The following is a 22655-nucleotide window of genomic DNA, read 5'->3' as shown; positions in this document are numbered from 1 at the left end:
CCGTGATGAAATTGAACGACTTGCTGACGGGCCTCGTCGCGGTCAATCGCGACGTCGATGTCACAGGCCTTAAGCAAGACAGTCGCTTGATTCAACCGGGCGATGTCTTTGTGGCAATTTTGCCGCCGCGTGGCGAAGGCCACCAGCACGGTTTGCGTTTTGCACAAGCCGCGCGTGAGAAGGGTGCTGTCGCCATTCTGTTTGAAGGCCCGTTGGCCGAGGGCATTGAAGTGCCTGCAGATGCGATTGAAGTGCCGGGTCTCAGCATGCACTTGGATCTGTTGGCCAATCGTTTGTACGGCAATGTGACCGACGCGATGGAAGTTGTGGGTGTGACCGGCACCAATGGCAAGACGTCGACCACACAATTGATTGCGCAAGCTTGGTCGCGCTTGGGTGAAACGGTTGGCACGATCGGCACCTTGGGCGCAGGTTTGCACGGCAAAGAAGTTGCCACAGGGTTCACCACACCGCTGGTGCTAGAAACCCACGCATTGATTGCCGACATGCACGCGCAAGGTGCGAGTGCTGTGGTCATGGAAGTGAGCTCCCATGCACTCGACCAAGGTCGCGTCGATGGCATTGCTTTCGATATCGCGGTCTTTAGCAACCTCACGCGTGACCATCTCGATTACCACGGCACCATGGAAGCCTACGGCGATGCAAAGCGCCGCTTGTTTCAATGGCCTTCTTTGACCGCAGCGGTCATCAATATTGATGATGCCTTCGGTAACACGTTGGTCGACACGCTCGCGGACGATGTGCGTGCGATTCGTACCAGTGCGGAAGGGGCGCAGGGCGCCGATATTCGTGCAGGTGATCTGCGTTTCAACACAGACGGCATCCACTTTGAATTGTTTGTCGGCGACGAAATGCATACCGTGCATTCGTCTTTGCTGGGTCGTTTCAATGTCGACAACTTGCTCGCCGTTGCGGGTGTCCTTTGGGCACAAAATCACGACGCGCGTGATATCGCAGGCACATTAGGCGCCTTGCAACCCATCCACGGTCGCATGAACAAGCTCGGTGGCGGCAACCATCCGTTGGTCGTCGTCGATTACGCGCATACGCCGGACGCGCTCGAGCAAGCCTTGAAGACCTTGCGTATCCACACCGATACGAAACTCATTTGTGTGTTTGGCTGCGGCGGTGATCGCGATACCGGCAAGCGCCCGCAAATGGGTGGCATTGCAGAACGATTGGCGGACTTCGCCATCGTCACCGACGACAACCCACGCACTGAAGACGGTGACGTCATCGTCCAACAGATTCTTGAAGGGATGCAGTCACCAGCAGATGCAGAAGTCATTCGCGATCGCGCACAAGCGATCAAACGCGCGATTCAGATGGCTAACGCCGGTGACGTCGTGCTGATTGCCGGCAAAGGCCACGAAGACTATCAAGAAGTGAACAACGTGCGTCATCATTTCGATGACACCGAAGTGGCGCAAGCCGTGTTGACGTACCCGTTCCCGGACGGCGATGCGTTGAAGGGGGGGTCGCCATGATGCCGCGCGACGTAAAAACGCTTGCGCGCATGAGTGGTGGTCGTCTCCACGACGACGCACATGCCGACAGCCTCATTGATTCGGTATCGACGGATACGCGCACGCTTGCACAGCACACGGGCCGAGCCCTGTTCATTGCATTGAAGGGCGAAAACTTCGACGGCCATGACCATGTTGCGAAAGCCGTAGAGGCGGGCGCACAAGCGGTGATGGTGTCGCGCGCGATTGAAGGCATTGAAGTGCCGCAAATTCTTGTGGCAAATACCGAGCTGGCACTGGCCGTGTTGGCAGGCGCCATCCAAGCAGAGCGCACAACGCGTGTGGCCGCCATCACGGGCAGCAACGGCAAGACCAGCGTCAAAACGCTGCTGATGTCGATCTTGCAGGTTGGTCAAGCCGCGTATGCGAACCCCGGCAATTTGAACAACGAAATCGGTCTGCCCCTATCTGTGATTGCCGCACCGGAAGACGCCGCCATCGCCGTGTACGAAATGGGCGCAGGTAAGCCGGGTGATATCGCGTATCTCACGCGCATAGCGGCGCCGGATGTTGCCTTGGTGAATAACATCGCACCTGCACATCTAGAGCGCATGGGCAGCTTGCTCGGTGTGGCTGACACCAAAGCCGCCGTCTACGACGCACTCAAAATGAACGGTACCGCCGTCATCAATGCGGACGACGCGTTTGCGGGTTACTTCGCGGAGCGCGCGCAAGGTCGTCGCGTCATTCGTTATGCACTGGACGCAACAGCAGACGTGTACGCCACCGAAATTCAAGGCACACCGGAACACGCTGTCTTTCAACTGGTGATGCCGATCGGCAACGCGCAAGTGAACTTGCCGATGCCCGGTCGTCACAACGTTTCCAACGCACTCGCGGCGGCCGCAATGGCAATGGCGCTTGATGTGCCGTTTGCACAGATTGTTGAAGGGTTGCAAGGCGTCGAACCGGTCAAGGGCCGCTTGGTCGCGACAACCTTGCGCAACGGATCGGTGTTGGTAGACGACAGCTACAACGCCAATCCTGGCTCGCTGGCCGCCGCCATCGACACATTGGCATCGGCCAGCGGCGAACGCTGGTTGGTGTTGGGTGACATGCGTGAGCTGGGTGGCGACGCCGTGGCTTTGCATGAAGAGAGCGGTCGTCGTGCAAAGGCCGCAGGCATTCAACGCTTGTACGCACTCGGTGAACTGAGTGCTTCAGCGGCTGCTGCATTCGGCGAGGGCGCACGCGTATTTGAAAGCCATGCAGCGTTAGCCGCACAACTGGCGGCGGACATGACGTCACCGGTTCGCATTTTGGTCAAGGGTTCGCGCGGCAGTGCGATGGATCGCATTGTCAGCGCACTACTCGAGGGGGAAAACCATGCTGCTTGAACTGTTTCGCTACTTGGAATCGATGCAGCGTCACTTCGGCCTGTTCAATTACCTGACCTTTCGCGCCATTCTTGCCGCGCTCACCTCACTCGCGTTCTCGCTGTGGTGGGGCCCGATGGTCATTCGCTATCTTGCGAGCTTGAAGAGCGGCGGTCAGCCGATTCGTACCGACGGCCCGCAATCGCATTTTTCAAAAGCCGGTACGCCAACGATGGGCGGTGTGTTGATCTTGCTCACCATCTTGGCCTCGGTGTTGTTGTGGGGTGATTTGCGCAACAAGTACGTTTGGATCGTGTTGTTCGCGATGGTGGCCTACGGCGCCATTGGCTGGTGGGACGATTGGATCAAGATCGTCAAGCGCGATCCGAACGGTATGAAGTCGCGCTGGAAATATTTGCTGCAATCCTTGTTCGGTTTGGCGATTGGTATCTACTTGTGGAAGTTCGCCAGTGTGCCGGCGGCAACCACTTTGTACGTGCCCTTGTTCAAATCATTTGCCTTGCCCTTGGCCGGCATTGGCTTCGTTGCGATCGCCTATTTCTGGGTGGTGGGTTTCTCGAATGCAGTGAACTTGACCGACGGTCTCGACGGTCTTGCGATCATGCCGTCGGTGCTCGTCGCATGCGGCCTCGGTGTCTTCGCCTATGCATCCGGTCATGCCGAGTTCTCGCGTTACCTGCAAATTCCGCAAGTGCCGGGCGCGGGTGAGCTACTGATTGTGTGCACCGCGATTGCCGGTGCAGGGTTGGGCTTCCTGTGGTTCAACACGTATCCGGCCATGGTGTTCATGGGCGACATCGGTGCTCTGGCATTGGGCGCCGTGCTCGGCACCATCGCCGTCATCGTGCGACAAGAATTGGTGCTCGTCATCATGGGCGGCATCTTCGTCATCGAAACGCTTTCGGTGATGATCCAAGTCGCTTCATTCAAATTGACCGGCAAACGTGTGTTTCGCATGGCGCCGATCCATCACCACTTCGAGCTGAAAGGGTGGCCTGAGCCGCGCGTGATCGTGCGCTTCTGGATCATCTCGGTTGTGCTCGTCTTGATCGGTCTCGCGACCTTGAAGGTGCGCTGATGGCCGCCGTGATGCATCGCCCGTTCTCGAGCCAAGCCACGCGCGTCGATGCGATTGGCGGTCATTACGACACGTGGTTGTTGCTGTGCATTTCTTCGTTGTTGGCTTTCGGCACGGTGATGGTCGGTTCGGCGTCGTTCCCGGAAGCCGTCGACAACGGCGGCGGTCCGTTTACGTTTTTGATCAAGCACCTCATCTTCTTGGTGGCGGGCATCGCGGGCGCGTACTTGGTGATGCGTACCGAGCTCAAAGACATCGAACGTTATAGCCATTGGTTCCCGATTCTTGCAGCCGTGATGCTGTTGCTGGTGTTGGTACCTGGCTTGGGCATCACCGTGAAAGGTGCGCGTCGTTGGATCGGTTTCGGCCCCGCACGTTTTCAACCGGTTGAAGCGGCAAAGTTGTTGATGATTGTCTGGCTCGCCAGTTACTTGGTGCGCTTCCGTGATGAAGTCGGCGGCACGTGGACTGCGATGTTCAAAGCATTGGGCGTCGCCTTGTTCCTCGGCGCGATCTTGCTCGTCGTGCAAAAAGACTTCGGTTCGACGGCTTTGCTGATGGCCCTGACGGCCGGCATGCTGGTGCTGGGCGGCGTTCACTTGAAGCGTTTGATTATTCCGCTGTTGGTCTTGCTGCCGGCGGCTGCGCTGATGATCATCATCGAGCCGTATCGCGTGCGCCGCCTGACGTCTTACATGGATCCCTGGAGCGATCCGCAAGGGTCCGGTTACCAGCTCACCAATGCACTGATGGCGATCGGTCGCGGTGAATTCTGGGGCGTGGGTTTAGGCGGCTCGGTGCAAAAGTTGAGCTATCTGCCTGAAGCACATACCGACTTCATCATGTCGGTGATCTCAGAAGAGCTGGGTTTCATCGGTACCTGCTGCTTGATGGGCGTCTATGCCTTGCTGGTCGGCCGTGCCTTCTGGGTGGGCTTGAAGTGCGTCGACATGGGCCGCTACTTTTCCGGCTTCTGCGCCTTCGGCATCGGCTTGTGGATTGCGATTCAAAGCTTTGTCTCGATGGGCGTCAATGTCGGTTTGTTGCCGACCAAGGGCCTGACCTTGCCACTGATTTCTTATGGTGGTTCGAGCCTGACCGTGGGTTGCGTCGCCATGGGCTTGCTGCTGCGTGTCTCGTTCGAACTCAATAAAGCGACACGCCAACGCAATGTGATGCGTCCCGAACACACTTCCGCAGATGACGTGATGTCTCCGTCGGCAGATTCGGCCGTACGCACACCATTGCGCGACACATTGCCGCCGCTCAGCAACGTGGCAGATCGCGTTGCGAGCCTGCTGCGTCGCACGGAAAAGACTGAAGTACGGACTGGCAGCACGCAACGCGTCGAACCCGTCATGCAAACGGAGGGCCGTCGATGAAATCGCAAGGCCCAGTGATGATTCTGGCAGGTGGCACCGGTGGCCATATCTTTCCGGGTCTCGCGGTTGCGCACGTCTTGCGCGAACAAGGTGTGGAAGTGCGTTGGATGGGCGCGCGCGACGCGATGGAAACGCGCTTGGTGCCTCAGAACGACATTGCCATCGACACGATTCCGGTAAAGGGCGTGCGGGGCAAAGGCCTGGCTGCATTGTTGACGATGCCGCTCAAATTGATGCGCGCCATTATTGGTGCCCGCAAGATTCTCGCCACACATCGCCCGCGCGTTGTGATCAGCTTTGGCGGCTATGCCGCAGGTCCGGGTGGCATTGCAGCGCGGTGGTTGGGCATTCCCTTGTTGGTGCACGAGCAAAATCGCGCCGCAGGCATGACCAACAAAACGCTCGCACGTTTTGCAAAAGTAGTGATGACAGGCTTCCCGGATACGTTCGAAGACGAAGTGGTCGTGGGCAATCCGGTTCGCGAAGTCATCAGCACGATCGAAGCACCGAGCACACGTTTGAATCGTGGCGAACACACACTCCGCTTGCTTGTACTCGGCGGCAGCCAAGGCGCCCGCGCACTCAATGAAGCCGTTCCGGTTGCGATCGCCAAAAGCGGTTTGAAGGTCGAAGTGCGTCATCAATGTGGCGAACGACAAGCCGACGAAGCGCGCGCCGCCTATGCCGCTGCGGGCGTCGAAGCAAGCGTTGAACCTTTCATTACGGATATGGCGCAAGCCTACGCTTGGGCCGACTTGTTGGTGTGCCGCGCCGGTGCGCTGACCTTGGCTGAAGTGTGTGCGGCGGGTGTTGCCAGTGTGTTGGTGCCGTTCCCGCAAGCGGTCGATGACCATCAAACACGCAACGCGCTCTTCTTGGTTGACCATGGCGCCGCCGTTCTGCTCAAGCAAGGCGACAGCCTGGCTGAGAACTTGACCGGCGTGTTGCGCGACCTCGGCAACGACGAACGTCGCCGTCTCGGTATGTCGCTCTCTGCACGCACGTTGGCGCGGCCTGATGCGGCCAATCGCGTTGCCGACATTGCTTTGGAGGCTGCCGCATGACGTCGACGATTCACCAACGTCGTTTGCAAAACGCTGGCGATCTCGCACAGCAATTCCGTCGCGTGCACTTCGTCGGTATCGGCGGTGTCGGCATGAGCGGCATTGCCGAAGTGCTCTGCACCTTGGGTTACGAAGTCTCAGGTTCAGACCAAACCGAAAATCGGGCGACACAACGTTTGCAAAACGCCGGCGCGAAACTTTTCCTCGGCCATGCCGCGGCCAACGTCTTGGGCGCGGATTGCGTGGTCGTGTCTTCGGCGATTCGCCAAGACAATCCCGAATTGATGGAAGCACGCGCACAACGCATCCCCGTGGTGCCGCGCGCTGAAATGTTGGCCGAGCTGATGCGCTTTCGTCGCGGTATCGCCATTGCGGGTACGCATGGCAAGACCACGACCACATCGTTGACGGCGAGCATCCTCCAAGAAGGCGGCTTGGATCCGACCTTTGTGATCGGTGGTCAATTGCTCGCCGCCGGTGCCAACGCCAAACTCGGCGACAGCCATTGGCTGGTGGCAGAGGCTGACGAAAGCGATGGCAGCTTCTTGCGCTTGAACCCCTTGATCGCCGTCATCACGAATATCGACGCCGACCATCTTGAAAACTACGGTGGCGATTTCGCCAACGTGCGTTTGGCCTTCGAAGAATTCTTGCACCGCCTGCCGTTCTACGGCTTGGCCGTGTTGTGCATCGACGATGCGAACGTCGCAGCCTTGGCTGAAAAAACCTTGCGCCACGTCGTCACCTATGGCTTCGATAAAGACGCGGCGGTGCGCGCGGCCAACGTCAGCCAAACGGGCGCATCGATGCATTTCGAACTGTGCTTGCCCGATGGCACCTGCACACCGGTGACCTTGGCATTGCCCGGCAAACACAATGTGCAGAACGCCTTGGCTGCATCGGCGGTTGCATGGCAACTGGGTGTTTCGCAGGCGAAGATTGCATCGGCACTCGAAAAATTCAAAGGCATCGGCCGCCGCTTCAACGAGCTCGGTACGCTGCAGTTGCCAAACGGCGGCGAAGCCACTTTGGTCGACGACTATGGTCATCACCCGAAAGAACTGCAGGCTGTGTTCCAAGCGGCGCGCGGCGGCTGGCCGGATCGACGTCTCGTTGTTGCATTCCAGCCGCATCGCTACAGCCGCACACGTGATCAGTTTGATGACTTCGCCATGGTGTTGTCGGAAGTCGATGCGCTGTTGTTGACCGAAGTCTATCCGGCCGGTGAGGCGCCCATTGCTGGCGCAGACAGCAAATCACTTGCACGCGCCATTCGTACACGCGGTCGCGTGGAGCCCGTTGTCGTGGAGCGCGCCATCGATTTGCGCGCCGCACTCGCCAGCGTGCTGCAAGACGGCGATCTCGTCTTGATGATGGGCGCGGGTGATATCGGCGCAGCCGCACAAAACATTGCGCGCGACGGCGTCGCCGCAGAAGAAGGAGATCAAAACGCATGAACGTGCCCGCACAGCGCACGCATAACCCGGCAGATTTCGGCAAAGTTGCCGTGTTGATGGGTGGCACCTCATCCGAACGTGAAGTGTCGTTGAACTCAGGCGCCAACGTGTTGGAAGCCTTGGTGTCGCAAGGCGTCAAAGCCTTCGCCGTCGATGGCATTCCGGCCTTGGTGCAAGCCATCCAAACCGGCAAGGTGGATCGCGTGTTCAACATCTTGCACGGCAATCATGGCGGCGGCGAAGACGGCGTCTTGCAAGGCTTGTTGGATGCACTGGGCGTGCCGTATACCGGTCCCGGTGTGTTGGGGTCTGCACTCACCATGGACAAAATTCGCACCAAGCAAGTGTGGATTGCCGAAGGGCTCTCAACGCCACGCTACGTGCGTTTGAATCGCGGCGACGACGTGCGCAGCGCGGCAAAAGCGCTGCAACTACCGGTCTTTGTAAAGCCTTCTTGCGAAGGTTCAAGCGTCGGCGTCTCGCGCGTATTGGCAGAAGCAGATTTGGAAGACGCCATCCGCGTGGCGCAAGAATACGACGGCGAAATGTTGATGGAACAACTCGTTGTGGGTGACGAATTGACCGTCGGTATCCTCGGTGATCTGGCATTGCCATCCATTCGCATCGTGCCGAAGGGCGAGTGGTACGACTACCACGCCAAATACATTGCAGACGACACCCAATATCTCTGCCCGGGCTTGGAAGGCGAAGAAGAAGCCGCCATTCGTGCACTAGCACTTAAAGCGTTTAAGGCCGCTGGCTGCACCGGTTGGGGCCGCGTCGACGTCATGCGCAACCGCGCAGACAACACGCTCTATCTGTTGGAAGTCAATACGGCGCCTGGCATGACGAGTCACTCCTTGGTGCCTAAAGCGGCGCAACAAGTCGGTATCAGTTTCGAAAATCTGTGCTGGCGAATTCTTGAAATGACCTTGAGCTCGGAGGCGACTGCTTGAACGCACCGCTGCGACTGACGGTAGGCTTACTTGCAATCGGATTGATTGCATTGCCGCTGCTGCTCGTTTTGAGCGGCACAGTCGGTAGCAGCCGCTTTCCGCTGCGCACATTGCGTGTGGAAGGCCAGGTCACGCGCGTCCATGCGCAAGAATTGCAGCGTGCGCTCGCACCGCACGCTAAGAAAGGGTTCTTTGCCATCCGTGTGGCAGACACGCAACGCGACGTCGCACAACTGCCGTGGATCGATTCCATTGAAGTGCGTAAGCGCTGGCCGGATGTGATCGAAGTACAAATCGTCGAAAACAATCCGTTCGCATTCTGGGGCAAGGACCAACTGGTCTCAACGCGCGGCACGCTCTACCCGCGCTCGAAGGGTATTGCACTGCCTAAAGGCATGCCGCACTTGGATGGCGATCCGCGTTATGTCAGTGCTGCGCTCGCCTTGTATGCAACGTCGCAAGACTTGTTCGCCGCCACCGGTAACAGCGTGCAGGCCTTGTCGGCAGACGCACGCGGCAGCTGGTCATTGACCTTGCAAAGCGGCGTGCAAGTGGTGGTGGGTCGTCATGACGCCGAATCGCGTATCAAGCGCTTCGCCGGCATTCTGCCGAAGCTCACCGCAGAACAAACGAACCGCGTGCTTGAACGCGCGGACCTCCGCTACACCAATGGTTTCGCACTGCGTTGGGGTTCGCAGTCGAAAGCCCCGAAAAACACACAGGATCAAGCATGACGCGCAAAGGCGATAAATCCCTCATTGTTGGTTTGGACATTGGCACATCCAAGATCACCGCCTTGGTGGGCGAGTACACACCCGGCGATGTCGGTGTGCATAACCCCATTGACGTCATCGGTATTGGCACGCACGAATCGCGCGGTTTGAAGCGCGGCGTTGTGGTCGACATTGAATCGACCGTGCACTCCATTCAACGCGCACTGGAAGAAGCTGAGCTCATGGCCGGCTGCGAAATTCGCAGTGTGCATGCATCGATCACCGGCAACCACATTCAATGCCGCAACTCCAAAGGCATCGTGCCGCTGCGCGATGCAGAGGTCACCTATGTCGATTTGGATAACGTGTTGGATGCAGCGAAGGCCGTTGCCATTCCTTCCGATCAACGCATCTTGCACGCCATCCCGCAGGAATACGTGTTGGACGATTCGCAAGAAGGCATCCGCAATCCGGTCGGTATGAGCGGTGTGCGATTGGAAGTGCATGCGCATTTGGTCGTCTGTGCCGAATCGGCCGCTGCCAATATCACCAAGTGCATTCAACGCGGTGGTTTGCGCGTGGATGATCTCGCGCTGTCTTCGTTGGCATCCGCCACTGCAGTCTTGACTGACGACGAACGCGAGCTGGGTGTCGCCCTCGTCGACATCGGTGCAGGCACGACTGATCTCGCTGTCTTTATCAACGGCGCCATTGCACACACCGCATCGATCCCCGTCGCAGGCGACCACGTCACCAATGACATCGCGCACATGCTGCGCACGCCGACGCCGGAAGCCGAGCAAATCAAGGTGCGCTATGCCTGCGCCTTGGCACAGTTGGCAACCGCTGAAGAAACCATCCAAGTGCCGAGCGTGGGTGATCGCCCGCCGCGTCGCATGCCGCGTCATGCCTTGGCGCAAGCCGTGCAAGGTCGCTACGAAGAAATCTTTGAAATGGTCCAAGCCGAATTGCGCCGTGCAGGTCTTGAACCGCAAGTGCGCGCCGGCATGGTGTTGACCGGTGGTGCTGTGCGCATGGAAGGCGTGGTTGAACTGGCAGAAGAAATGCTGCAGATGCCGGTCCGCATCGGCATTCCGCAAAAGGTGGCCGGCCTCGGTGAAGTCGTCGGCAATCCGGAACACGCCACCGGCGTGGGTCTGCTGTTGCTCGGTACACAAGCAGAAGCACCGAGACGCAGTCGTTCTTTGTTGCCGGCGAGCGCGGGTACCGGCGCCATCGCTCAGGCGATGACGCGATTCAAAAATTGGTATCGCGGTGAGTTCTAAGTTTCAGATTCAAAGCGGCGGGCAGGGCAAGGCGTAAACGCAACACCTCCATTACAAAAATCAATAAACAACAAAACAAAAATCGAGAGGACACAACAATGGGTAACTTTGAATTGGTTGAAAAGCTTGCACCGAATGCGGTGATCAAGGTTGTCGGCGTCGGTGGTGGCGGCGGCAATGCGGTCGCGCACATGGTTGCGAATCAAGTGGAAGGCGTCGAGTTCGTTGTCGCCAACACGGACGCACAAGCCATCAAGAAAATCGGTGCCAAAACCCACCTGCAATTGGGCAGCAATGTCACCAAGGGCCTGGGTGCTGGCGCGAATCCGGAAGTCGGTCGCCAAGCTGCGCTTGAAGATCGCGAACGCATCATGGACGCGCTGCAAGGTGCAGACATGGTGTTCATCACCGCTGGCATGGGTGGTGGTACCGGTACCGGTGCAGCACCGGTGGTCGCACAGCTCGCCAAAGAAATGGGCATTCTCACCGTCGCCGTTGTGACGAAGCCGTTCCCGTTTGAAGGCCCGCGCCGCATGCAAACGGCACAAAAAGGGATTGAAGAATTGGCTCAACAAGTCGATTCCTTGATCACCATTCCGAATGAAAAACTGATCACCGTGCTCGGCCGCTCGGCCACCATGGTGCAAGCCTTCCGCGCCGCCAACGATGTGTTGCAAGGTGCCGTGCAAGGTATCGCTGACCTGATCGTTCGTCCGGGCGTCATCAACGTCGACTTCGCAGACGTCCGCACCGTGATGAGCGAAATGGGTCTGGCCATGATGGGTACGGGCGTGGCACGTGGCGACGATCGCGCACAAGCTGCCGCTGAAGCTGCGATCCAAAACCCGCTGTTGGACGATGTGAACCTCTCGGGTGCCAATGGCATCTTGGTCAACATCACCGCGGGTCCGGACTTCACGATTTCGGAATTCAGCGAAATCGGTGCGACCATCGAAAACTACGCATCGGAAGATGCCACGGTCATCATCGGCACGTCCTGCGATCCGGACATGCAAGACGAAGTCCGCGTAACGGTCGTGGCCACCGGCTTGAATCCGGTCACCGCACGTTCGACGCGCCCGAACCAAACCGCTGGCAAGGGTGAGCGCGTTCAAATGCCGAAGATCGAACTTGTCCGTCAAACCGAAGGCAAGCGCGATGGCACCACCGGCCAGTTCGTGACCTCGGCGATCGATGACGTTGCAGATCCGTACAACCCGACCCAAAGCATCTCGCGCAGCCTGCGTGAGCGCGGTTCGGCCACCACGGAAGCCGCAGCACCGGCAATTGCTGATCTACCGAACGACTACCTGAACATCCCGGCCTTCCTGCGCCGTCAAGCAGATTGATTTAGAAAAGTTGTGTCTCTCTTTTGGCCGCCGGCCTCACGGCTGGCGGCCAGTTTTGGCGCTTTCCTCACATTCAGCTTTACGGGTTCAGATTTAGGCATTGGTGTTAATATTTCTGCCCCCTAGGGTGAATTCCCCCAGATGATTCCACAACGCACGCTCAAGAATGTCATCCGCGCCACTGGCGTCGGTTTGCATGGCGGCGAAAAGGTCTACCTCACGTTGCGTCCCGCCCCGGTCAATACCGGCGTGGTGTTTCGCCGTGTCGATTTGGATCCTGTGGTTGAGATCCCCGCCAATGGCGAACTGGTCGGTGAAACCACACTCTGCACCGGTCTGATCAAGGGCGATGCCCGGGTCATGACGGTCGAACATTTGCTGTCCGCACTGGCGGGCCTTGGCATAGACAACGTCTATGTCGAACTCTCGGCGCCGGAAGTGCCGATCATGGACGGTTCCTCCAGTCCTTTTGTTTTCTTGCTGCAGTCTGCTGGCATCGTCGAGCAAAACGCACCCAAGAAATTCATTCGTATTAAGAAAGCCGTCGAAGTGACTGAAGGCGACAAGCGCGCCGCATTTGCGCCGTATGACGGTTTCAAGCTCGACTTCACCGTGGTGTTTAACCACCCGGCAATTCCGCCCTCGCAATCGCGTGCAAGCGTTGAGTTTTCCAGCGATGCCTACGTGCAAGAAGTGAGTCGTGCACGGACCTTCGGGTTCATGCGTGATCTCGAATACATGCGTGAACGCAATCTGGGTCTCGGCGGCTCGATGGACAACGCCATCGTGTTGGATGAGTTCCGCGTGTTGAATGACGATGGTCTGCGTTACCAAGACGAATTTGTCCGCCACAAAATCTTGGATGCCGTGGGTGATCTCTACCTCACCGGTCATCAAGTCCTCGGTGCCTATACCGGCTTTAAGTCAGGGCACGCATTGAATAACCGTCTGGTTCGCGCCGTGCTTGAAGATGCCGAGGCATGGGACATCGTGACCTTTGAAGACCAGGCGCAGGCGCCTGAGACTGTCGCCGGCATTTATCCGGCCCTCGCAACCGCGTAATTCGCGCGCTTCAAGGGCCTGGCGACAGGCTTCCGAATGCCGATTTTCACATGGCGTTCACACTTTAAGCCTTCTTTAACACCCGATCTGCACGCCGCCGCTAACATTGCACGGCTCCGGTAACGGCTTTCAGCTGTCGTCGGAGGATTGGCCTCGCTTCTGTGCGTCGGCCAGAAGGTGACGGATAGTGCGCAGCGCTGTTCGTTCTGTCGCAGGGACCGGCGGTTGCGCTCGGTTGCCGACAGAGGGGGGCAACGGAAACGGATTGCGTGCCACCCGCACCTTGAGTGCCTCAACATCCAGCCCGACGGAACGGGCAGAAGCAATGATTGGCTCCGCCGAAAGCCGCAAGCGATTCGCCCAAACCGGCCCATCCACCAAATACACCAAGGTCCGCCCTTCGATATTGGCAAATCGCGCATGCGCGACCAGCTCGCGGGGCAATGCAGTCGAAAGCTGCAGCCCGACCTTGCCGAGCCAAGCGGCGCGGCGAAGCGGGTCTGCCAGCGCCGATTGCATGGCCACGTCCACCACGTTACGCGGCGGTTTGCGCGTACGACGGGGGGGCGAACCCGAACCAAAGGAATTTCGTGAAGACATCGCGCATCCAAAAGCAATTCAACTACTTTACAGAAACCTTCGTTATGCCGAAGGTGCAACAAGCCGCCAAGGTCATTTCGCAACGTCCCTTATGGGCCGGCGGCGCATTGCTCGGCATGGGTCTACTGACCGGCTTTGCCGTTCAATTCAGCATGCAACAGGGCGAAGTCCTGAAATTGCGCAGCCTGCAATCCCAGCAGTCGCAGCAAATTGAGCTCACACGAAAGAATGCACAGCGCGAATTGAACGCGATGTCTGCGCGTTTGGCGGAGATGCAAGCCCAGGCCACGCGTCTGAATGCGCTCGGCAAACGTCTTGTAGAGACCAGCGGCCTTCAAGGCGGTGAGTTCAATTTTGATCAACCGGTCGGTACCGGTGGTGGTGGTCCGGCGTTTGATATTCCGCCAGCGGTTTTCAATCAAAGCCTGAACAACACGCAAGCGCAGCTGCAAAGCACGGGCGCACAACTTGAGGTGTTGCAGAACCTGCTCAGTGCCAACATGAGCGCGAGCCGCTTCCTGCCATCCCGTTCACCGACTGATAGCCCTATCATCACCTCGAGCTTTGGCCTCCGCGCCGATCCGTTCGGTGCCGGTGGGCAGTTCCATAAGGGCATCGATTTCAGCGCAGATTATGGCGACTCGGTCTTTGCCGTCGCCGACGGCGTGGTCAGCTTCGCAGGGGTCCGCACCGGCTATGGCAATGTCATCGAGGTCGACCATGGCAATGGCTACGTGACCCGCTACGCGCATAATTCTGCGCTCAGCAAGCAAGTGGGTGACCTGGTCCGAAAGGGCCAAGAAGTCGCGAAAGCAGGCTCTACGGGGCGTTCCACAGGCGTCCATGTGCATCTGGAAGTCTGGAAAAACGGTGCCTATGTGAACCCGACACCGTTCTTGCAGGCGCAGCGCGGCAGCGACCTAACACATGGATAAAGCTTAATGTTCTGGGGTTGCAGGCCTTGCGGACACGCACCGGCGGCCCCAGCTACAATAGGTGAGCCATGAAAGGGCGCATTGCGCCCTTTTTTATTGGCCCGAAATTCCTCAGGAAATAGAACAATTTCATGATCAACCGTTTGCTCACCAGTGTTTTCGGCAGCCGTAATGAGCGCCTGCTCAAGCAGCTCAACGTCATTGTCAAAAAGGTCAACGCTTACGAAGACGCCATGAAGGCGATGAGCGACGACGAACTCAAGGCACAAACCCAGAAGTTCAAAGATCGTATCGCCAATGGCGAATCGCTCGACAAAGTGTTGCCGGAAGCCTTCGCAACCTGCCGTGAAGCCAGCACACGTGTGTTGGGCATGCGTCACTACGACGTCCAGCTCGTCGGTGGCATGGTGTTGCATTTGGGCAAGATCGCTGAAATGCGTACAGGTGAAGGTAAGACCTTGGTCGCCACCTTGCCGGTCTATCTCAACGCACTCGAAGGCAAAGGTGTTCACGTCATTACGGTGAACGACTACTTGGCACGCCGCGACGCCGCGCAAATGGGCAAGTTGTACAACTGGCTCGGCCTGACGGTCGGTGTCGTGTATCCGGGCATGAATCATGGCGACAAGCACGCTGCCTACGCCGCCGATATCACCTACGGCACCAACAACGAATTCGGCTTCGATTATCTGCGCGACAACATGGCGCTCTCGAAGGAAGACCGTTTCCAACGTACCTTGAACTACGCGATCATCGACGAAGTTGACTCGATCTTGATCGACGAAGCGCGTACGCCGCTCATTATTTCCGGGCCGACCGAAGAATCCCCTGAGCTGTACTCACGCGTTGATGCGTTGGTGCCGAATTTGGTGCGCCAAGACAAAGAAGACAGCGAAGGCGACTTCTGGGTTGATGAAAAGCAAAAACAAGTGCATATGTCCGAACAAGGGCAAGAGCACGCTGAAGACTTGTTGCGTCGCGCCGGCATCATCGGTGAAGACGAAAGTTTGTACGCACCGCAAAACATTCACGTGGTTCACCACTTGAATGCAGCCATGCGTGCGCATGCGATTTATCAACGCGATGTGGATTACATCGTGCGCGATAACGAAGTGGTGATCGTCGACGAATTCACCGGTCGTACGTTGCCGGGGCGTCGCTGGTCGGATGGTTTGCATCAAGCCGTTGAAGCGAAGGAACGCGTCGATATCCAACGCGAGAACCAAACGCTCGCCAGCATCACCTTCCAAAATCTTTTCCGCATGTACAAGAAGCTTTCGGGTATGACCGGTACGGCGGATACGGAAGCCTTCGAATTCCAAAGCATCTACGGTTTGGAAGTGGTGGTCATCCCGACGCATCGCCCGATGGTCCGTAAAGATCATTCCGACTTGGTGTTCTTGAACCGCAATGGCAAGTTCCGCGCCGTGGCAAAAGAAATCAAGGCGTCGCACGATAAAGGTCAGCCGGTGTTGGTCGGTACGACCTCAATTGAAGTGTCCGAGCTGCTGAGTGATTACCTGAAACAAGAAGGCATTCCGCACGAAGTCTTGAACGCCAAACAGCACGAACGTGAAGCGCATATCGTCGCGCAGGCCGGCCGTCCAGGTGCCGTCACGATCGCCACCAACATGGCAGGCCGCGGTACCGACATCGTGTTGGGCGGTTCGCTTGAATCTGAAATTGCGATGCTTGAAGCAGAGCGCGGCGGCGAACCCGTCGGCGAAGCAGAGCGCGCCAACTTGAAGTCGGCTTGGCAAGTACGCCACGATGAAGTGAAGGCCGCGGGCGGTTTGCACATCCTCGGTACCGAGCGCCATGAAAGTCGCCGTATCGATAACCAGTTGCGTGGTCGTTCGGGCCGTCAAGGTGACCCGGGTTCGTCCCGTTTCTACTTGTCGCTCGAAGACAACTTGATGCGTATCTTTGCCGCCGATTGGGTGCAAAAGATGATGCAGCGCATGGGTCTGAAAGAAGACGACATCATCGAAAGCACCTTGGTGACGAAGCAAATCGCCAACGCGCAACGCAAGGTTGAATCGCACAACTTCGACATTCGTAAGAACCTGCTCGAATTCGATGACGTCAACAATGACCAGCGCAAGGTGATTTACACCCAGCGTGATGAGTTGCTTGATGCTGAGTCGGTCAAAGAAAACATCGACGGTATTCGTGCAGACGTCGTGGGTGACCTTGTCGCCAAGTACGTGCCCAACGAATCCATCATTGATCAATGGGATCTGCGCGGCCTGGAAGCCGAGCTCGCCAGCGAAATGAATGTCCACCTGCCGTTGACGCAGTGGATTGAAGGTCGCGACATGGCAGAGTCGCAAGACGTTGAAGAGGAAGTGCAAAAGGCGGTTGATGCGCACTTCGAATCACGCGAGCAACAAATCGGCAGCGAAACTATGCGCATGGTCGAAAAGCACTTGATGTTGAACGTGCTCGACCAAAACTGGAAAGAACACCTCGCGCGCATGGACTACTTGCGCCAAGGTATTCACTTGCGCGGCTACGCACAGAAGCAGCCGAAGGACGAATACAAGAAGGAAGCCTTCGAACTCTTCTCTGAAATGCTCGAAACCGTCAAGCGCCAGGTCATCGCCATGATGGCGCGCCTGCACATTCGTAGCGAAGAAGAAATCGCAGAAATGGAAGCGGCAGAACGCGCCCATGCAGATGCGCAAGCTGCCCAAATGAACTTCCAACATCCGGGTATGGGCGCTTACGGCGAGGCGCAAGTCAACGCCGATGGTTCAACTGAGCTCGATCCGATGTACGCGAATGTCGGCCGTAATGATCCTTGCCCGTGTGGCAGCGGGAAGAAGTTCAAGCATTGCCACGGGCAGTTGGCTTAAGGGCGGCTCATGCCAATCTCTGGGTTGCCAGCGTATCGATGCTGCATCTAATCTTGCTTAGGCATTCGAAAAAGCAATGCCTCAGCGAGATCAATTGCCAAAAGCGAGATAGAAATGCGTCAGATTTCTGTTGGCGAACTTTTCGGATGTCCCGTCTACCGTGACGTCTACCGCGCAAACGAAGTAATTCTGCTTGTCATTTGACTTGCTCATAATTAAAGGATTCCGGTGCAAAGTCATCGGAATTCTTTTGATGTGTATGTTCGCCGGTTGTGAAGGGGATTCAGCGCACAAGGTCGAATTGAATACGCTGGTCTGGACACCCGGTCCACAGGGCTCTTTCACGCAAGTTTTTTTTGGACGCTTACCGCGAAATTCGAGCTGCGAGGACGTGGCGAAATCTCAGAAAGGACCGGATGGATCAGAAATACAGTTCTTTGACTCGTGCGGCGTGGCTTCCATTTTCGTTCCATCTAAAGCGCTGTTGGTTGATGGCAAAGAACAGCGAGCACTGGTTGCAAGTCACGAAGCATTCCATTTGATGGTGCAGATAGGAAAGGCGACGTCGCTAAAAGTGAGAATGGACGCTGTTACCTATCTATCGGCAGCTGAGCAAACGAGGCACACTCGAAGCGTGGACAAGATGAACGCGTTCTATCGCGCAGTTTTGGATCGCGCCACTGGAAGAACCACACAGTGCCAACAACTTCGTGAAACATACGCCGCGCTAAATGATCTAGAGAAGGGCAGGGCCGCTTGGGAAAGTAGCATTGAGTGGCCGGCAGAATTCTACATGGCAAAGGTGAATCACTTGGATGAAGCACGTTACGTGCGTTTCCGAAAGAACGAACTTCAATACGTTGAAGAAGACATTAAATATTTGGCGGGCTATTACGCACTTGGTTTTGTCGACGCACATCAATCACGCGCGAATTGGCAAGCTGAGTACGTGGCGGGCGTGAACCCAGTGGATCTCTTTTCAAAAGCGATCGGTTGCGGTCCAATATTGCAGCCGAGTGCTGTCGTATCGATGAAGGGCAGCGAGTTATAACGTCCGCTTGGCGTCTTACGCGTCAAGCGCGTAAACCGAGATAGCGGGTACGTCCCGCGTCATAGGGCAGCCTAGCGTTGTGCTGTTGATGAAGTGCGGCTTGCCGTTACACGTGCGAATAGGCTCAATTCCGGGAAATATGAAAAACCTCGGCCATGTGTTGATTGCGACTCTTTATTCTCTCAGCGGCGAGAGACGCTCTTTTGATGGGCGTCTTATGAAGCAAAGTCCGGTCGCATACCAGGCGATCGCCGTTCCAGCGACATATAGCCCGGAATCGTCTGTTGCGAATATGCGAAGTACAAGAATAGTCACTGCTGTTGCAACCAAACCGAAAAGACCGAACTTTACGCTGCTATTCATGAGTGCGATCCTCAAATCATTGATTTAGGTGCTAATTGATGCGGCAAACAGGCGTCGGCTATCGCATCGTCGAAAGACGAACTGAGGTGGGTTGAAGACGCATTCACGCAGCCTCTTGCTGCGCGCCCTTCGCAGGCGCAACCTCTTGCACAATCTTTCCGCCATGCATGACCAGCACTCGATCAGCACTGGCAATGGTCTCGGGGCGATGCGCAACAATGACACGCGTCACATCGAGTTGCTTCACCGCTGCGTTCACCCAATGTTCGTTCTGCACATCCAAGTGGCTAGTGGCTTCATCCAGAAACAGGATTTTCGGTTGACGATACAGCGCACGGGCCAAGATCACCCTTTGCTTTTGGCCACCTGACAAGCTGCTGCCCATATCACCGATCAAGCTGTGGTACGCCATCGGCATGGCGACGATTTCGGCGTGCACGGCGGCCATTGTCGCAGCGTGTTCGATACGCACTTGGTCCACATCCGGATCGAAGAAGCTGATGTTGTCGGCGATGCTGCCGTTGAACAACTGATCATCCTGCATCACGGCACCCACAATCTGCCGCACCGTGCGCGGCCCGAGCTTGCGCAAGTCTTCGCCTCCGACGCGAATGACACCTTCCGTCGGCTCAAGAAGGCCCAAGAGCAATTTCACGAGTGTTGTTTTGCCGCAGCCCGATGCACCGACAAATGCCACCGATTGCCCCGGCTCAATGACGAAGCTGCACTCTTTCAACACCCAAGGTTCGCCGCTGGCATAGCGAAAGCCCAAACCCTCCACTTCGATCCGACAGGTCGACGGGGGTGCCTGTATATCGGTGTCCATCGCGTGCTCAGGCGGCGTGAGCACAATGTCGGCCAAGCGCTCGCCGTGCAAGCGCAACATGCGGAACTCGATGAACTTGTCGATCAACGCAGACATACGCGCTGCAAACTGATCTTTGTAGGCGAGATAGGCGATCAGCATCCCGACCGAAAACACATTCGACATCGCAAGCAAAGCGCCAATCCAGATGACCGCGATGCGCTCGATGCCGAACACCATCTGACTTGCGCCGCTGAACCCCAGTCCCATCTGCGCCAGTCGAACATCCTGGTTCACGGTATCGACCATCAAGTTGTCGTAGGTCGAGCGTCGCAGCGGTTCGGCGCCGGCGACCTTGAGGCTTTGAATACCGCGCAGTGATTCCAGTAAATGTGTTTGTTGTCGTGCACCAGCTACCAACTGGCGCTCGGTGCCATCGCGTAACGGTCGGAAAGAAAGCAATCGAATGCCAAAGTACAACGCGACTGCCGCGAAAGTCACCAAGGCCAATTTCCAGCTGTAGACCACCATCAAAACGAGGGTCACGATCGCCATCAGTCCGTCAATCAAACCTTCGACAAAACTCGTTGTCAGCGTGCGTTGAATGGCCTGTACCGACGACATTCGCGAGGTGATGTCACCGAGGTTGCGCTTCTCGAAAAAGTCGAGCGGTAGACGCAGGACGTGTGCAAAGACGTTGTCCATCCACTGAATGCCGAGGCGTGATGACAGATACACCACAGACCATCCGCGCAAAACACCAATGGCAATCTGCAGCAATAAGGCCAATCCGAAGCCGAGGCCCAACACGGTCAGCAAATCGCGGTCGGCCGATACTAGAACCTGATCCACCACCCATTGCATGAAGAACGGCGCAAGCACCACAAATACTTGAAGCGCGATCGACAACAACAGAATCTGCGTCAATGCCCTTCGTGCACCCGTGACGTGACCGGTAAGTTGTCGCAATGTAATGCCAGGCGCGGCTTTCTTCTGGATGAAGTTCTTGCCCGGCGTCAGCTCCAGCGCCACACCGGTGAAATGTTCCGAAACTTCCGTGAATGCCATCTCACGCTTGCCGAACGCCGGATCGTGGATCGTCGCTTTGCCACGTGACACCTTCGACAACACGACGAAATGGTTCAAGTCCCAGTGCAAGATGCACGGGAGCTTCAGCTTGCCCAAATCATCCATATCCAAACGCAAGGCGCGCGTTTGCATACCAAGCTGTTGTGCGATCTGGATGAGCTGATTGAGCTTGGCGCCCTTAAGCGAAAGCGGGAAGCGACGACGCACTTCGGCCAATGTCACTGCATTGCCATGCGCAGATGCCACCATAGCCAGTGACGCTAGGCCGCACTCGGCGGCTTCGGATTGAAGAATCGTTTTCAATTGAGTGTTCTTCCGGCAACTGAATACAGTGGTTCGAATATCCACTCAATCAAACTTCGACGCTCTCCTAAAATATCGGCCTCCAGCAACATGCCCGGACGCAACGCTTCGGGCCTGCCGTAGGCCGTGACGGCTTGACGCGCCAAGCGCACCGTCACGCGGTACAGCGGCTCACTGTTGCCAGAGAGACCGGAGATTGATTGCAATTCCGCCGGACTCAAAGCACTCCGGCTGATACGTGCAACGCGCCCGATGTGGTGTCCGAACTTCTGATACGGAAAGGCTTGGTATCGAAGCAAGACCTTATCGCCGGGTTCGATGAAACCGACTGCGCGACTCGGCACTAATAGCTCTGCTTCGAGTTGCGCATCGGCGGGCAACACACTCAACAACGGCTGTCCGAGTTGCACCGCCTGACCGGGTTTGGCGAGGATGTTTGAAATCGTTCCTTTGATCGGCGCATTGATGGCCAATGCACCGCGCGCACTGACCTCAAGTGATTCCTGAGCGAGGGTGGCCAGATCACGTTGGAAGCCGGCATCCGATGCCATACGTTGGGCCGGAAGTTCCTGAAGGCTTTGTTGCAGTTGCAGAACACCTCGGCGTGCGGATGTGGCCTGACGTTCGAGAATCTGCATTTCACCGACCGACTGCAAATATGCGGCCTCTTGCTGCTTCATTTGCAGCTCGCTTACATAGTTGTCTTGACGTAGCTGACGAAAGCGACCGAGTGTTTCTTTCGCTATTCGGACTTGCTCTTTGCGCGTTGAGATCTCACCTTCGAGTTGTTTCAGTTCGGTACGCGCGGTCGCCAGTTGGGCACTGAAGCTTGACGCCTGCGTGGTCAAAAGTTGAGCCTGCGCATCGCGGTTGCCTTCCAAACCTTGCGTGCGACGTGCCAACTGTGTGTGCAGGGCCGATAGTGTGTCGCCGTCTTCTACAGTTGCGCGTGGCATGGTGACGACAGCAAGAGCCTGACCCTTGTCGACGTGTCGGCCTTCCATCGTGTCCATCTGCGATAAGACGCCGGTTGCAGGCGCCAGGATGATGGAGACGCCCCGCGTAGGCACCAACTGCCCGATCACTGTCGAGCGACGACTGTAGCTGCCGACGAAGAGAAACAAGAGAATCGACACTGCGCCAATCACTGCGATTGAAGTCATCACCCACAGCGGCATAGGTTGCGCGAGTGATATGCGTCCAAGCCAACCGCCTTTCTTGGCGTCAAGGGCTTCTTGTCGAAACAGGGCGGAAGTCATCTATAAGAATACCGAACGTTCCAAGAAAAAGAGAAAGCTATCGGGTGCGCATGTAATTCGGTATCGGAAAAATCTGAACATTAAAAAAACACGCGCGTCCTGTATAGGTCCGATGCCACTCTGGCACCAAGCTATGACCACTTGTTGCAACCCCGCGGGAG

17 protein-coding genes are annotated in these 22655 nt (G+C 57.0%); 14 read left to right on the top strand and 3 right to left on the bottom strand.

Going from position 1 to position 22655, the window contains the following annotated elements; genetic code table 11:
- The first annotated feature begins 5 nt into the window (after window positions 1–5).
- From G7069_RS01385 to lpxC, 11 genes are all read left to right on the top strand, one after another.
- Complete coding sequence (locus G7069_RS01385; protein ID WP_166293523.1) at window positions 6–1508, top strand: UDP-N-acetylmuramoyl-L-alanyl-D-glutamate--2,6-diaminopimelate ligase; 1503 nt, start codon at window positions 6–8, stop codon at window positions 1506–1508.
- A complete protein-coding gene (murF, locus tag G7069_RS01380) occupies window positions 1508–2884 on the top strand; it encodes a UDP-N-acetylmuramoyl-tripeptide--D-alanyl-D-alanine ligase (protein WP_166297408.1) in 1377 nt (458 codons plus the stop codon). Before G7069_RS01385 ends, murF begins: the two co-directional genes overlap by 1 nt.
- Window positions 2874–3962, top strand: a complete 1089-nt coding sequence (gene mraY, locus G7069_RS01375; protein WP_166293521.1) for a phospho-N-acetylmuramoyl-pentapeptide-transferase — start codon at window positions 2874–2876, stop codon at window positions 3960–3962. The genes murF and mraY overlap by 11 nt, the downstream gene beginning before the upstream one ends.
- Window positions 3962–5344 carry a putative lipid II flippase FtsW gene (ftsW, locus tag G7069_RS01370; RefSeq protein ID WP_166293518.1) on the top strand — a complete coding sequence of 461 codons (1383 nt, stop codon included), beginning with the start codon at window positions 3962–3964 and terminating at the stop codon, window positions 5342–5344. The genes mraY and ftsW overlap by 1 nt, the downstream gene beginning before the upstream one ends.
- A gap of 17 nt (window positions 5345–5361) precedes the next feature.
- Window positions 5362–6408, top strand: coding sequence for an undecaprenyldiphospho-muramoylpentapeptide beta-N-acetylglucosaminyltransferase (gene murG, locus G7069_RS01365; RefSeq protein WP_166297410.1), 1047 nt, complete (start codon window positions 5362–5364; stop codon window positions 6406–6408).
- On the top strand, window positions 6405–7865 hold the full coding sequence (gene murC / locus G7069_RS01360; protein WP_166293516.1) for a UDP-N-acetylmuramate--L-alanine ligase: 1461 nt from the start codon (window positions 6405–6407) through the stop codon (window positions 7863–7865). Before murG ends, murC begins: the two co-directional genes overlap by 4 nt.
- Window positions 7862–8821 (top strand): D-alanine--D-alanine ligase, encoded by a 960-nt coding sequence (locus G7069_RS01355; RefSeq protein ID WP_166293514.1) that lies wholly within the window; start codon window positions 7862–7864, stop codon window positions 8819–8821. The genes murC and G7069_RS01355 overlap by 4 nt, the downstream gene beginning before the upstream one ends.
- A complete protein-coding gene (locus G7069_RS01350) occupies window positions 8818–9555 on the top strand; it encodes a cell division protein FtsQ/DivIB (protein ID WP_166293512.1) in 738 nt (245 codons plus the stop codon). The genes G7069_RS01355 and G7069_RS01350 overlap by 4 nt, the downstream gene beginning before the upstream one ends.
- Window positions 9552–10820 (top strand): cell division protein FtsA, encoded by a 1269-nt coding sequence (gene ftsA / locus G7069_RS01345; protein ID WP_166293509.1) that lies wholly within the window; start codon window positions 9552–9554, stop codon window positions 10818–10820. The genes G7069_RS01350 and ftsA overlap by 4 nt, the downstream gene beginning before the upstream one ends.
- Window positions 10821–10918: 98 nt before the next feature.
- Window positions 10919–12169, top strand: a complete 1251-nt coding sequence (gene ftsZ / locus G7069_RS01340) for a cell division protein FtsZ (protein WP_166293506.1) — start codon at window positions 10919–10921, stop codon at window positions 12167–12169.
- 141 nt (window positions 12170–12310) lie between these two features.
- A complete protein-coding gene (lpxC, locus tag G7069_RS01335) occupies window positions 12311–13231 on the top strand; it encodes a UDP-3-O-acyl-N-acetylglucosamine deacetylase (RefSeq protein ID WP_166293504.1) in 921 nt (306 codons plus the stop codon).
- A 129-nt stretch (window positions 13232–13360) separates the two neighbouring features.
- On the opposite strand, the gene G7069_RS01330 is transcribed toward lpxC, so the two are convergent.
- Window positions 13361–13831 (bottom strand): DciA family protein, encoded by a 471-nt coding sequence (locus G7069_RS01330; RefSeq protein WP_166293501.1) that lies wholly within the window; start codon window positions 13829–13831, stop codon window positions 13361–13363.
- Between G7069_RS01330 and G7069_RS01325 the strand changes: the two genes are divergently transcribed.
- The 3 genes from G7069_RS01325 to G7069_RS01315 all read left to right on the top strand — a co-directional run bounded on the left by G7069_RS01325 (window position 13822) and on the right by G7069_RS01315 (window position 18675).
- The gene (locus G7069_RS01325) at window positions 13822–14766 is read left to right on the top strand and encodes a M23 family metallopeptidase (protein WP_240912601.1); all 945 of its coding nucleotides are present in this window, start codon (window positions 13822–13824) and stop codon (window positions 14764–14766) included. The genes G7069_RS01330 and G7069_RS01325 overlap by 10 nt on opposite strands.
- Before the next feature lie 131 nt (window positions 14767–14897).
- A complete protein-coding gene (secA, locus tag G7069_RS01320; protein WP_166293499.1) occupies window positions 14898–17624 on the top strand; it encodes a preprotein translocase subunit SecA in 2727 nt (908 codons plus the stop codon).
- Between the two features lie 253 nt (window positions 17625–17877).
- Window positions 17878–18675 (top strand): hypothetical protein, encoded by a 798-nt coding sequence (locus tag G7069_RS01315; RefSeq protein WP_166293497.1) that lies wholly within the window; start codon window positions 17878–17880, stop codon window positions 18673–18675.
- A gap of 466 nt (window positions 18676–19141) precedes the next feature.
- Here the strand turns inward: G7069_RS01315 and G7069_RS01310 are convergent, their stop codons facing one another.
- Together G7069_RS01310 and G7069_RS01305 are read right to left on the bottom strand one after the other, a co-directional pair.
- Window positions 19142–21235, bottom strand: coding sequence for a peptidase domain-containing ABC transporter (locus G7069_RS01310; protein ID WP_166293495.1), 2094 nt, complete (start codon window positions 21233–21235; stop codon window positions 19142–19144).
- Entirely contained in the window at window positions 21232–22494 is a 1263-nt protein-coding gene (locus G7069_RS01305; RefSeq protein WP_166293493.1) for an HlyD family efflux transporter periplasmic adaptor subunit, read from the bottom strand. The genes G7069_RS01310 and G7069_RS01305 overlap by 4 nt, the downstream gene beginning before the upstream one ends.
- Window positions 22495–22655: the final 161 nt, after the last annotated feature.

Origin of the sequence: Lysobacter sp. HDW10 (assembly GCF_011300685.1) — a bacterium.
GTDB lineage: Bacteria > Pseudomonadota > Gammaproteobacteria > Xanthomonadales > Xanthomonadaceae > Solilutibacter.
This window is presented reverse-complemented; position numbering and strand designations above follow the sequence as displayed.